The 12,380-nt window shown below is 67.5% G+C and carries 15 protein-coding genes and 1 pseudogene; 1 reads left to right on the forward strand and 15 read right to left on the reverse strand.

The window, feature by feature from the left end; genetic code table 11:
* From KK7_RS0100005 to leuC, 11 genes are all read right to left on the reverse strand, one after another.
* Window positions 1–1,099 (reverse strand): M56 family metallopeptidase (locus KK7_RS0100005; protein ID WP_010542592.1); only part of this gene is annotated, 1,099 nt, incomplete at its 3' end.
* Window positions 1,096–1,464, reverse strand: a complete 369-nt coding sequence (locus KK7_RS0100010) for a BlaI/MecI/CopY family transcriptional regulator (RefSeq protein ID WP_010542593.1) — start codon at window positions 1,462–1,464, stop codon at window positions 1,096–1,098. The genes KK7_RS0100005 and KK7_RS0100010, both read right to left, overlap by 4 nt.
* Window positions 1,465–1,884: 420 nt before the next feature.
* Complete coding sequence (gene grxD, locus KK7_RS0100015) at window positions 1,885–2,217, reverse strand: Grx4 family monothiol glutaredoxin (protein WP_010542594.1); 333 nt, start codon at window positions 2,215–2,217, stop codon at window positions 1,885–1,887.
* A gap of 3 nt (window positions 2,218–2,220) precedes the next feature.
* On the reverse strand, window positions 2,221–2,460 hold the full coding sequence (locus KK7_RS0100020) for a BolA family protein (protein WP_010542595.1): 240 nt from the start codon (window positions 2,458–2,460) through the stop codon (window positions 2,221–2,223).
* A 1-nt stretch (window position 2,461) separates the two neighbouring features.
* The gene (locus tag KK7_RS0100025; RefSeq protein ID WP_010542596.1) at window positions 2,462–2,785 is read right to left on the reverse strand and encodes a DUF1476 domain-containing protein; all 324 of its coding nucleotides are present in this window, start codon (window positions 2,783–2,785) and stop codon (window positions 2,462–2,464) included.
* A gap of 321 nt (window positions 2,786–3,106) precedes the next feature.
* Window positions 3,107–3,259: a hypothetical protein gene (locus KK7_RS22760; RefSeq protein WP_157999967.1), complete on the reverse strand. Its 153-nt coding sequence runs from the start codon at window positions 3,257–3,259 to the stop codon at window positions 3,107–3,109.
* Between the two features lie 46 nt (window positions 3,260–3,305).
* The gene (locus KK7_RS22765) at window positions 3,306–3,518 is read right to left on the reverse strand and encodes a hypothetical protein (RefSeq protein WP_157999968.1); all 213 of its coding nucleotides are present in this window, start codon (window positions 3,516–3,518) and stop codon (window positions 3,306–3,308) included.
* 67 nt (window positions 3,519–3,585) lie between these two features.
* Window positions 3,586–4,587: an NADPH:quinone oxidoreductase family protein gene (locus tag KK7_RS0100035; protein ID WP_029622518.1), complete on the reverse strand. Its 1,002-nt coding sequence runs from the start codon at window positions 4,585–4,587 to the stop codon at window positions 3,586–3,588.
* On the reverse strand, window positions 4,550–5,179 hold the full coding sequence (gene leuD / locus KK7_RS0100040) for a 3-isopropylmalate dehydratase small subunit (protein WP_010542598.1): 630 nt from the start codon (window positions 5,177–5,179) through the stop codon (window positions 4,550–4,552). The genes KK7_RS0100035 and leuD overlap by 38 nt, the downstream gene beginning before the upstream one ends.
* Window positions 5,180–5,278: 99 nt before the next feature.
* Window positions 5,279–5,419 (reverse strand): hypothetical protein, encoded by a 141-nt coding sequence (locus KK7_RS22770; RefSeq protein ID WP_157105662.1) that lies wholly within the window; start codon window positions 5,417–5,419, stop codon window positions 5,279–5,281.
* A gap of 20 nt (window positions 5,420–5,439) precedes the next feature.
* Complete coding sequence (leuC, locus tag KK7_RS0100050; RefSeq protein ID WP_010542599.1) at window positions 5,440–6,882, reverse strand: 3-isopropylmalate dehydratase large subunit; 1,443 nt, start codon at window positions 6,880–6,882, stop codon at window positions 5,440–5,442.
* A 206-nt stretch (window positions 6,883–7,088) separates the two neighbouring features.
* On the opposite strand from leuC, the gene KK7_RS0100055 reads away from it, so the two are divergent.
* Entirely contained in the window at window positions 7,089–7,427 is a 339-nt protein-coding gene (locus tag KK7_RS0100055; RefSeq protein WP_010542600.1) for a hypothetical protein, read from the forward strand.
* Between the two features lie 22 nt (window positions 7,428–7,449).
* Here the strand turns inward: KK7_RS0100055 and KK7_RS0100060 are convergent, their stop codons facing one another.
* From KK7_RS0100060 to KK7_RS0100075, 4 genes and pseudogenes are all read right to left on the reverse strand, one after another.
* On the reverse strand, window positions 7,450–8,280 hold the full coding sequence (locus KK7_RS0100060; protein WP_237709097.1) for a c-type cytochrome: 831 nt from the start codon (window positions 8,278–8,280) through the stop codon (window positions 7,450–7,452).
* Window positions 8,281–8,642: 362 nt separating this feature from the next.
* Window positions 8,643–10,078: pseudogene (locus tag KK7_RS19820) on the reverse strand (TonB-dependent receptor plug domain-containing protein); the annotation flags it as partial.
* Window positions 10,079–10,454: 376 nt separating this feature from the next.
* Window positions 10,455–11,411: an NAD-dependent epimerase/dehydratase family protein gene (locus tag KK7_RS0100070; RefSeq protein WP_010542604.1), complete on the reverse strand. Its 957-nt coding sequence runs from the start codon at window positions 11,409–11,411 to the stop codon at window positions 10,455–10,457.
* Complete coding sequence (locus KK7_RS0100075; RefSeq protein WP_010542605.1) at window positions 11,411–12,373, reverse strand: bile acid:sodium symporter family protein; 963 nt, start codon at window positions 12,371–12,373, stop codon at window positions 11,411–11,413. Before KK7_RS0100075 ends, KK7_RS0100070 begins: the two co-directional genes overlap by 1 nt.
* Window positions 12,374–12,380: the final 7 nt, after the last annotated feature.

Below are 12,380 nucleotides of genomic sequence, written 5' to 3' on the forward strand. Positions count from 1 at the left end.
CCGCCGGTGCACCTGGCGCAGGCGGCGCCGGCGGTGCGGGTGGTGCGGCCTGCACCTGGATTGCCGCACCTACGCTGGTGCGGATCCGCTCGGCGGCCTGGCTGCCCGAGGCGGTCAGCGCCAGCGCGGCGAGCGACACGGTGGTGATCCCGGCCAGCCCCGCGCCGACGCGGATGGGGGAAAGCTTCCGGTGGATCGAGAGCATGCGTAATCTCCCTTTGACGTCGTTGATCGTGTGGAGGTGACAAGCCGCCGAGACCGCGCCCCCATGCGCGGACTTGACGATCGCACGGCCATAGGCATGGCGCAGTGCCTGGGCGCGGCCGGCGAGCACCAGGGCATCGCAGGCCATTTCCTGATCGGCGCGGAAGGCGCGGAACGCCCGCCATGCGACCGGATTGAACCAATGGGCGGCCAGCACGATCAGCGCGGCCCAGTTGGCGATCAGATCGCCGCGCAGATGGTGGCCGAGTTCGTGGGCGAGCGCGAGATCGCGTTCGACCTCGTCGTACCGCTCGGAAAAATCGCGCGGAAACGCGACGTACTTGCGGAAGATGCCGAAGGCGAGCGGCCCGTGCGCGGCATCGGTCTCGATCACCCGCACCCGGCCCTCGGCCACGGTACGATCCACCCGCGCCCGCGAGAGCAGGTGGCGGCAAAAGCGGCGGTGCGCGATCAGGTGATAGCCGAGGAAGATCAGCGCGCCCGCACCCCACAGCGCAAGCACCAGCAGGGTGAGGTTCAGCCCCTCGGCCACCGGCGTCGGCGCAACCAGCGCGGCCGGCAGGTGATGGCCGCCGGCGCTCAGGTCGATGGTGAGCACCGCCCCCTGGTCAAGGTTCGCCGGTAGCTTGTCGGGGTTGAGCACCCCCATCGCCACCGCCGGCGCCTCGGCCGCCTTGCGGGTGAGCGGTGCGAGCAGCGCGCTCAGGTGCCATTGCCCCGGCAGCGGCGGCAGCAGCATCCGCAGGGCGGGCAGCACCCACAGCGCGTAAGCGAGCTGCGGCCCGAAGGCGCGGCGCACAGGGCCCCGCAGGGCGAGTGCCAGCAGCATCAGCAGCGTGCTCGCCAGCAAGGTCTCGATCCACCAGCCGATCATTGCTTCAGCTCCTTCAGGAGAGCTTCGATCTCGGCGATGTCCTGATCGGTGATGGCATCGCGTTCCGCCAGATGCGCCACCAGCGGGGTCAGCCGGCCGCCGAACAGCCGATCGATCAGTTTGCGCGATTCGCCCACCACATAATCGCCCCGCGCGACGAGCGGGCGATAGCGATAGCGCCGCCCCTCTTCCTCATGCGCGATGACGTTCTTGGCGAGCAGCCGCCCGAGCAGCGTCTTGACCGTGTTGGCGCTCCAGCCGCGATCGGCGGGCACCCGCTCGGTCACTTCCTGCGCGGTGAGCGGCGATTCCTCCCACAGAACCTCCATCACCGCATGTTCGGCTTCGCTGATTCGCTCGGTCATACACCCTCACTGACTACGCATGTAATCGTCTCGATTACGTCTGTAGTCAAGTAGGTGAATGCTGGGTGAACGCAGGCGCACGCCGCGAAAAGCGTCGGCCCCGCTTACACCTGCCGACGAAGGTTAACGCTGGTTGACCACCGTGTGGCACGGCAACGGGCAGGTACGCGATTCTGGCACGTCTTCTGCAACCTTCGCAGTACCCCAAAGCGTCCTACCCCAGACGCTTCAGGGCGGGTCGATGGTTCACCGGCATGGCCATCGACCCGCCCGCACCGGCCTCCCTTTCAGTCCCAGCCGCTGTCATTCCGGCGAAAGCCGGAATGACGATCGTTAGAGTCGTGACGTGACGTGCCGACAAACGAAAAGGGCCCCCGCCAACGGCGAGAGCCCTTTCATCGATCGGTACGAGCCCGCGCGTCAGGCCGAAGCCGCGACGCCCTTGTCGGCCATCAGCTGGGTCAGCTCGCCGCTTTCGTACATTTCCATCATGATGTCCGAGCCGCCGACGAACTCGCCCTTCACATAGAGCTGGGGGATGGTCGGCCAGTCGGAAAAGGTCTTGATGCCCTGGCGGACGCCCTGGTCCTGCAGCACGTCGACGCTCTCGAACTCGACGCCGAGATGGTTGAGGATCGCCACCGCGCGGCTGGAGAAGCCGCACTGGGGGAAGAGGGGGCTGCCCTTCATGAACAGCAGCACGTCGCTGCCGTCGACCAGTTGCTGGATGCGGGCCTGGGTATCGTCGGTCATTGCTTACTCCTCGGGCGTCGCTTCGGTGGTCAGCTGGAGCGCGTGGAGCACGCCGCCCATCCGTCCACCCAGCGCCGCATAGACGGCCTGGTGTTGCCGCACGCGCGGCATGCCCCGGAACATGGGGGCGACGACGCGCGCTGCATAGTGGTCGCCGTCGCCGGCCAGATCGGTGATCTCGATTCTGGCATCGGGAATGCCGGCGCGGATCAGCGCCTCGATCTCGGCAGCGGCCATCGGCATGTTACTTGGATTCCATCAACTGGCGGCGCGCCTCGACGGTCTGCTCCTCCAGCGCGCGACGCACGGTAGCATCGTCGATCTCGACATTCGCCGCGAGCAAGTCGCCGAGCAGCTTGCGGATCACGTCCTCGTCGCCGGCTTCCTCGAAATCGGCCTGGACGACCGCCTTGGCATAGGCGTCGGTCTCTTCGGGCGTGAGGCCCATCTTGGCGGCGGCCCACTGGCCGAGCAGCTTGTTGCGGCGCGCAGTGATGCGGAACGCCATATCCTCGTCGCGCGCGAACTTCTCCTCGAACGCATGCTCGCGATCGTCGAAAGTGGTCATCATATGCCCCTTGCTAAACTCGGGCCCGAGATAGGAGGGCGGGGCCGCGCTGGCAACGGGGGTGGTTGCGGATGGCGGGCTTGGCGCGCCGCCCTACTTCACCAAGGCACGGTTTATCGACTTCGACGCCGAGGAGGGGCGGCACCTCCAAACCATCGTCATTCCCGCGAAGGCGGGAATCCATTCGCCTGTGCGCTGGAGGAAAGAACCGCGGCTTCAGCGCCAATGGATCCCCGCCTTCGCGGGGATGACGCGGATATTGCGACGATTGGGCGAGTCCAACAGCGACGGGAAGGATAGAGGTGCGGACGATTGTTGGGGTCACACGTTTAGCGCGATGGCGATGAGCCCGGCAGCAATCAGAAACGGCGCCAGAAACGCCGCAACGCCGCCGAACCAGCCCCATTTCCGGTAGGCGCGCTCGATACCGAACTCCCAGCAGAATTCGAAAACAGCTCCAATGACCTCCGCCATGCCAACGCCCCCGGACCGGGATGAGCCGAACCCAGCCCCGACTAGTTCAACCGACGACAATCAACGCAATGCCGAACAGCGCAAGTCCACTCCAAAACACGGTAGCAGCCCAGAAGGCAACTGGAGCCGATCGCCTCCCGGTATCAATCGCTGGCCCTGCTCCATTGCTGAGATACATGTTACCAGACGCGAATCCTGCTCCCAAGACCATCACGGAAAGAAGGAGAATTGCGGCACCAGCGATGGCGGACATGGACATGCCAGATCATCGCGCGCCAATGCTATGAAGGCAAGCTGGCGACTGAAAATCGGGCGCTGGTTCGCCCCTACTCTCCCACCCGCACCACCACCTTCCCGATCACCGCCCGCGCCGCCATCTTGGCGATCGCCGCGCCGCCTTCCACAAACGGAAACACTTCCGTCACCCGCGGCGCGATCTTGCCGTCGCTCCACAGCCGGAACAGCGTGTCGACATGCGCGCGGTTGGCCCCTGGGTCGCGCGCGGCGAAGGCGCCCCAGAATACGCCGCACACGTCGCAGCTCTTGAGCAGCGTCAGGTTGAGCGGCAGCTTGGGGATGCCCGCCGGGAAGCCTACCACCAGATAGCGCCCCTCCCAGCCGATCGCGCGCAGCGCCGGCTCGGCATAGTCGCCGCCGACCGGATCGTAGATCACGTCCGCACCCTTGGGGCCGACCGCCGCCTTGAACGCCTCGGCCAACGCCTTCGAGGCCTCCTTGTCGAGGGGCCCGCGCGGATAGACGAGCGTCGCATCCGCCCCCGCCGCGCGCGCGGCCTCGGCCTTTTCCTCGGAGGAAACCGCCGCCACCACCGTCGCGCCGAACGCCTTGCCCAGTTCGATCGCCGCGAGCCCTACGCCGCCCGCAGCACCCAGCACCAGCAGCGTCTGGCCGGCCTTCAGCTTGCCCCGATCGAGCAGCGCATGGATCGTCGTCGCATAGGTGAGCAGCAGCGCCGCGCCGTCCTCGAAGCTGCGGCCTTCGGGCAGGCGGTAGAGCTGTGCCGGGCTCAACACCAGCTTCTCGACCAGCCCGCCATGGCCCGGCACCGCGATCACCCGGTCGCCCGGCGTCCAGTCGGTGACGCCCTCGCCTACCGCTTCCACCACGCCGGCGATCTCGCCGCCCGGCGCGAACGGGCGGCGCGGCTTGAACTGGTAGCGATCCTCGATGATCAGCACGTCGGGATAGTTGATCGCACAGGCCCGCACGCCAACCAGCACCTGGCCCTTGCCCGGAACGGGATCGGCCACCTCTTCCAGGCTTAGAGTATCAGGTCCGCCCGACGCCTTCGACAGCAACGCCTTCATGTCCGCCTCCTACAGCGATCCACGGGCGTTCATGCGCAACCGCGGATTCGAATTTCGAAATCGCGGTATCTTGTGCCAGCGTCATGCCGATCTCGTCCAGCCCCTGCATCAGGCAGTCGCGGCGGAACGGGTCGAGTTCGAAGGCGAAGCGATCCTGGAAGTCGGTGGTGACGGTCATCGTCTCCAGGTCGACGGTGATTTCGTTGGCCGTCGCCACCTGCACCAGCCGGTCGATCGCCTCCTGCGGCAGCACCACGGTGACGATGCCGTTCTTGAAGGCGTTGCCCGAGAAGATGTCCGAGAAGCTCGGCGCGATCACCGCCTGGATGCCCATGTCCGCCAGCGCCCAGGCGGCATGCTCGCGGCTGGAGCCGCAGCCGAAATTCTCGCCCGCCACCAGGATCGGCGCGCCTGCATAGCGGGGATCGTCGAACAGGTTCCCCGGCTCCGCGCGCACGCTCTCGAACGCGCCCTTGCCCAGCCCCTCGCGCGTCGTGGTCTTCAGCCAGTGCGCGGGGATGATGATATCCGTATCGATGTTCTTGGCGCCCCAGGGATAGGCGCGGCCCGAAACCTGCTGGATCGGCTCCATCAGCGGCGCTCCGCCGACACGGTGTTCAGATACATGGACACAGCTTTCCTAACGAATGGCCGGCGGCCATCCCCAATTTCCGGCAATCGGCCGCCCGCGTCAGCGCGGTGCGACGACGGTCCGCTCGAGCGCCGGGATGGTCTTGATCGGCGTCTCCGGCCGCGGATAGGCACCCGCATAGGCCGCGGCGACACCGCTCAGGATCGTTCCGGCAATCAATGCGACGAGCGCCTTTTTCACGGCGTCTCTCCCCTTCACTATTACGCCTGGTCCGCCATCAACGCGCGAACGTCCGTCAGGTGCCCGGTCACCGCCGCCGCCGCCGCCATCGCGGGCGAGACGAGGTGGGTGCGCGATCCCGGCCCCTGGCGTCCTACGAAATTGCGATTCGAAGTGGAAGCACAACGTTCTCCGGCGGGAACCTTGTCCGGGTTCATCGCCAGGCACATCGAGCAGCCCGGCTCGCGCCACTGGAAGCCCGCTTCCAGGAAGATGCGGTCGAGCCCCTCTTCCTCGGCCTGGCGCTTGACCAGTCCCGAGCCCGGCACGATCAGCGCCTGGCGGATGCGGTCGGCCACCTTGCGGCCCTGCACCACCGCGGCGGCGGCGCGCAGGTCCTCGATCCGGCTGTTGGTGCACGATCCTATGAAGATGTGCTCCACCGGAATGTCCTGCATCGCGGTGCCGGGGGTGAGGCCCATATAGTCGAGCGAGCGCTGCGCGGCGGCGCGCTTCGAGGGATCGTCGAAGCTCTGCGGATCGGGGACGACGCCGGTGATCGGCACCACGTCCTCGGGGCTGGTGCCCCAGGTGAGCGAGGGCGCGATGTCGGCCGCGTCCAGCGTCACCACCTTGTCGTACACCGCGTGCCTATCGGTCGGCAGCGTCTTCCAATAGGCGACGGCGCGGTCCCATGCCTCGCCGGTGGGAGCGAGCGGGCGGCCCTTGAGATAGGCGAAGGTCTTTTCGTCCGGCGCGATCAGGCCCGAACGCGCGCCGCCCTCGATCGACATGTTGGAGATCGTCAGCCGCCCCTCGATCGAGAGGTTGCGGATCACCTCGCCGGTGAATTCGATGACATAGCCGGTGCCGCCGGCCGCGCCGATCTTGCCGATGATCGCCAGCACCACGTCCTTGGCGCTGACCCCGTGGCCGAGCGTGCCGTCGACGCGGACTTCCATCGTCTTCGATTGCTTGAGCAGCAGCGTCTGCGTGGCGAGCACATGCTCCACCTCGCTGGTGCCGATGCCGAATGCCAGCGCGCCGAGCGCGCCGTGCGCCGAGGTGTGGCTGTCGCCGCACACCAGCGTGGTGCCGGGCAGGGTGAAGCCCTGTTCGGGCCCGACGACATGGACGATCCCCTGCCGCGCATCGAGCGCATCGATATAGGGCACGCCGAACTCGGCGACATTGCCGCGCAACGCGGAGAGCTGGCCGGCGCTGGCAGAGTCCGCGATCGGTAACGCGTTGCCGGCGGCATCGACGCGCGGGGTGGTCGGCAGGTTGTGATCGGGCACCGCGAGGGTAAGATCGGGACGACGCACCTTGCGATCCGCCGCGCGAAGGCCGGCAAAGGCCTGCGGGCTGGTGACTTCGTGGACGAGGTGCCGATCGATATAGATCAGGCAGGTGCCATCGTCCCGGCGCTCGACGACATGGTCGGCCCAGATCTTCTCGTACAGGGTGCGCGGTTCACTCGACATGCGCGGCGCTTTAATCGAATCGTGCGTGGATGCAAGGCTGGGGGACATTTTCTGCTGCCGCCGCCGCGCACCTATCGGCTCGGTCGCCAATGTCGCAGCGCTTTGGGAAGCACAGACAATGGGGCGGCAACATCCCATCGCGCCCCTTGCAAGCGTTGGCGCACCGGTTGCATAGCGTCTCGAATAATCGGAACGGGGGCGGGCCAGTGGAAGACGAAGAAACACCGGCGGATCACGACGGCGCCGCGCTGCTCTACGACTATTTCAAGCATCTCACCGGGCTATGCCTGTTTTCGCTGGGCGGGGTGGCAGCGCTGACCGACAAGGTGGCGGGACGATCGCTGGTGCTGCTGATCATCACCTTTCTCGTGATCGGGCTGGCGGGCCTTATTTCCTTCACGGCGACCGGAAGCATCGTGGACTCGCGCGCCAAGGGCAAGCCGATCCGGCGCGACATCACCTATTGTCGCCATGCGGCGCCGCTGATGCTCTCGGTCGGCCTCGGCATGTTCCTCTACCTGTTCGTAACCGCGCGCGGCCACTGAGCGGCGGGCCCAGGCGGGCCGGTTACTGCGCCGCCCCCCCGCGCAGATAGCGCTGCACCGCCTCCACCTCGTCCGGCCGGAGCGCGTGGAGGTTTTCCTTCACGATCGTCCCCATGAAGCCGACGTTGCGCCCCCCTGCACCGACGCCCTCGTGGAGCAGCCGCTGGAACTCCGCCGGCGCATAGCTGGCCGCCATCGGCGCCAGCGGCGGCACGGTGTTGCCGTCATGGGCACGCAGCTCGGTAAGCGCATGACATTCCGAGCAGAGCACCTGCGTCAGGTACCGCCCCGGATCGGCGGGTCGCTTGGCCACCCCATGCGCCTCCGCCACCACGCTCGGCCGGGTCGCGCCGGTCAGGATCTTCCAGCGGCCGACGGGTCCGAACCAGGTGGTCGCCTGCACGTCGTCGGGCGCGGGCCTGAGGCTGCGGACCCAGGCGATGATCCGACCGACATCGTCGTCGGCGAGATAGGTCATCGACCAGGCGGGCATGAGGAAGACCGTCCGCCCTTCCTTGGTCACCCCCTGACGGATCAGCCGGGCGAGTTCGGCATCCGAATAGCGCGCGGCGCTGCGGGCGATCGGCGGCGGGGCAACCTGGCCCTCGCGCCAGTCGACGGGCGTCCACACCGCGCCCTTGCCGTCGCCATGGCAGCTCTTGCAGCCGGTGAGGGTCGCAAGCCGCGATCCCTCCGCCAGCGACGCCGCGTCGTGCGGCACCGCAATGGGTCCAAGCGGCACGGCATGGCTGCGGCGAAGCACCCATTCGGAGGCGCCGTACAGCCCGCCCGTACCCAGCACCGCGAGCGCCGCCGCGCCCAAGCCACTACGCGCCCAGATCCGCATCGCCATTCCCCTGCCCCACGTCCCTGTCCCGCACGCGGGAGGGGGACAGCGTGGCTATGCCAAAGCGGGGCGGGGTTCGCCAGCGTCGCTCAGAACTTGAACCGCACGCCGGCCCGGTACACCCGGACGATCTGGTCGTAGAGCGCGGGATTGTTGAAGATGGTCGAACGCGCGGGATCGCGATCGAACAGATTGTCGATCTTCCCGTACAGCGTCACGCCCTTCACCACGTCGAAGGTCGCGCCCACATCCAGATAGAAGGCGCCGCGGATGCGCAGACCCTCGATCGGCAGTTCCCAGGTGCCGCCGATCTTCCACGCCCAGACCGTGCCCGAGGTGGTATAGTCGGTCACTCGCACCGCGCCGTTGAGGTTGGCGTGGCCCAGCTTCTCCGAATTGAGGAAGGGCAGGTTCGCCTCGAAGAACGCTTCCTTGACGCTGTAGGCGCCCCTCCCGTTCTTGTAGTTGCCGGCATACCAGTTGTTGCCGGTGCTCAGCAGCACCGGATCGTTCGGATAGTCGCCGCCCGGCGCGGTCGCGTCATAGCCGGCACCGTACGGATCGGCGCGGACCTTGTAATATTCGTGGCGGAACTCGCCGCCGAACGCGATCGACAGCGGCCCCGCCCACAGGTCCACCGGCGAGCCCGAGATGTTGATGCTCGCCACGTCCTGGGTCTGGCGGGTGCGCTGGTACGGGCCCTTTTCGGGCATAATGTAGGACAGCGCCGCAGCCGAGGGGGTGCCCCCGATGATGTTGAGCGGCTGGCAGCCATTGGCCCGCGCGAGCGCGTCGCGGCAGACGATCGCGCCGTTCAGCGTGGTCGCGTCGATCGCCGATTTGAGCGAGCGCCCGGCATCGACATTGCCCGAAAGGTCGCCGCCCTCGCAGAAGCCGGGGAAGCAGCCGAGGATCGTCCCGGCCGCGTTCTTCGCCGGCACGCCGTTGGAGCCATAGCGGAACTGGAAGGGCTGGCCGCTCTGGTCGAAGACGATGCCCTGCAGCGGGCCGGCGGTGATCAGGCCGTATTTGGTGAAGGTGGTCGATTGCGCCCAGTCGCGGACCAGATATTGCGGCGAACCATCGTTGAGCACGCCGCGATTGACCAGCGTGCGCTGGGTGAACCAGGTACGGCCGTTGGCGAGCTTGGTGCCGAACTCGCCGCCGCCGATGCCTTCTTCCTTGTCATATTCGGCACTGCCGACCAGGTGGAGCCGGTCGCCCAGCGCGCTGGTGCCCGCGGCGAGCTGCACCAGCCTGGTGGCATCGTCGCCGTAGGTGGTGATGCCGCCCTGGATGTTGCGGCGAATGCCCTTGAAGTGGGTGTCGGTGATGAAGTTGACCACGCCGCCCACCGCGTCCGATCCATAGGAGGCCGAGGCACCGGCGTTGACGATGTCGACCCGCTTGACCAGCAGCTGCGGAAACAGGCTCACGTCCGGCACACCCGTCACGTTGGCGCCGACGACGCGCTGCCCGTCGAGCAGGGGCAGCGTGCGGATCGTGCCCAGGCCGCGCAGCGAGAAGGAACTGAGCCCCTGTTGCCCGCTCGCGGTGCTGAAGGTGTTGACCTGGGTGCCCGACGAGCCCTGCAGCGACGGCAGCTGGGCGATGGTGGTGAACACGTTGGGCTGCGCATTGGCAGCGATCTGCTCGTCGCCCAGCCCGGTGGTCGGCGTCGGCGCGTTGGAGCCGCGATGCGCGAGCCGGTGACGATGATCTCGCTGGCCTGCGCGTCGTTGGGCGCCTCGCGCATCTGCGGCGGCGGCGGCGCCTGGCTCTGGGCATGCGCGGCGAAGGGCATGCGCGGCGAAGGGTACGCAGGGCAGCCCCGCGGCGATCAGTTGCAGCGATGTCGTGCGCAGCAAGGCGCGGCGGCCGCGCGCCGGGACGAGCGGCGACCTCAGGACATATGCATCCTGTCGCAGTGCAACAGATGCACTACGGCTGCCGAGCGGCTCCTCTCCAGTCCAATCTTTTGCCTCGTCTTCGTGGCCGCACTCCAGGCCGTTCCGAGGTAAGTCCACTCGCCCCGCAACTAGGCCGGGATCGAAGGATGCTCACGTTAACATAGGCAAGCTATTGTTCAACGCTGCGCGAGTCAATAGTCCGTGTAGAGTAGGCGAAAGCGGCATCGCGCCGGTGAGAACTGCGCGCGACCGCGGGGTTATTGGTAGGCGTCAGCCGCCCCGTTCCTTTGTCGGGAGATAGTCCGGATCGTGCACGAAGGGCAGTGGATCGCCCGTACGCAGCGCGTCGAGCACGACGGCGAAGTCGGTCCGGCAGCGAAAGCCCAGAACGCGATCGGCCAGGCCCGCATCATAGACTCGGCCGATCGTCGCCGGCAGCGTCCAGCCCCGCGCGGCGTAGAGGGCCGCCGCATCGGGGAACAGGCGGGCGATCACGCCCGGCGCATCGGCCTTGAGCGCGGCCGCATCGGCGGGCGAGAACGGCGTCGGCGCCGAAACGACGAACACGCCATGGCCGATCGCGGGCGCCCGCTCCAGCGCCCGCAGGTGCGCGCGCGCCGCATCTTCCACCGTCAGCCGGCGGTGGAGCAGTTCGTTCGCCTTCAGATTCTCGCCCGACGGCGTGGCATGAGTATCGTCGTCCTCGGGGAAGAAACGGCTGGTGCGCAGCACCACCGTCGCCAGCCCGTGCTCGGCATGCGCGATCCGGCACAGCCCCTCGGCGGCGAGCTTGGTGACGCCGTAGATGTTGCGCGGCGCGAGCGGGCCGCTGGTCTCGTCCAGCCACACCGCCGAATCGCCGCCCTCATCGCGGATCGCCTGACTGATCATCAGCGAGGTGGTGGAGGTGAAGACGAATCGGTCATGCCCCGCCGCTGCCGCGCATTCGAGCAGGTTGAGCGTGCCGGTGACGTTCACGTCGATAAAGGTCTGGGCGGGGTAGCGAACGATGTCCGGCTTGTGCAGTCCGCCGGCATGGATCACCGCCTCGATGCCGTGCTCGGCGAACACCCGATCGACCAGCGCCCGATCGGCGACCGAGCCCAGCACCTGGGTGTCCGCACCCGGCGCCACATCGAGCCCGATCACCTGATGCCCTGCCCGCCGCAGCATCGGCGCCATGAAGCGTCCCAGCCAGCCCGACGATCCGGTGAGCAGCACCCGCATCAGGGGCGGCCCCCATATTTCCGCGCCAGCACCGCGCAGACGAACAGCTGGAGCTGGTGGAAGATCATCAGCGGCAGCACGATCAGGCTCACCGCGCCGCCGGGGAACAGAATCGTCGCCATCGGGATGCCGCTCGCCATGCTCTTTTTCGAGCCGCAGAAGACGATGGCGATCTCGTCTTCCTTGCTGAAGCCGAGCCTGCGGCTGCCGAACATCGTCACCGCGATCACGATGCCGAGCAGCACCGCGTTGAACGCCAGCACCAGCGCCAAGTCGGTGAGCGATACCCGACCCCACACGCCTGCGACCATGCCTTCACTGAACGCCGCATAGACGACGAGCAGGATCGATCCGCGGTCGACTACCATGGTCAGCGCCCGGTGCTTGAGGATGAAGCCGCCGATCAACGGTCGCGCCGCCTGCCCCGCCGCGAAGGGCAGCAGGATCTGCATCGCGATCGATTCGAGCTGGCCGAGCGAGAAGCCCGCCCCGCTCCCGTGCGGCAGCAGCAGCGCCACCAGCAGCGGCGTGATCAGCACCCCGACAAGATTGGAAAGCGACGCGCTGCACAGGGCCGCCGGCACGTTGCCGCGCGCGATCGAGGTGAAGGCGATCGACGACTGCACGGTGGAGGGCAGCAGGCACAGGAACAGGGTGCCGAGCAAGATGCCTCCCGGCAGCAGCTGCCCTGCCAGCGCATAGGCGCCCACCCCCAACAGCGGAAAGAACAGGAAGGTGCTGAGGAACACGGTCAGCTGCAGCCGCCAGTTGGTCAGCCCCGCCCAGATCGCGGAGGGCGCCAGCCGCGCGCCGTAGAGGAAGAACAGCAGCGCCACCGCGATGGTCACCGCCTCGTCGGCGATGCTCGCCCAGATGCCCCGCGCCGGGACCAGCACCGCCAGCCCCACCGTGGCCAGCAGCATCAGCAGATAGGGATCGATCCAGCGACGAAGGGCAGCCATGCAGGTA

Source organism: Sphingomonas elodea ATCC 31461, from assembly GCF_000226955.1.
GTDB lineage: Bacteria > Pseudomonadota > Alphaproteobacteria > Sphingomonadales > Sphingomonadaceae > Sphingomonas > Sphingomonas elodea.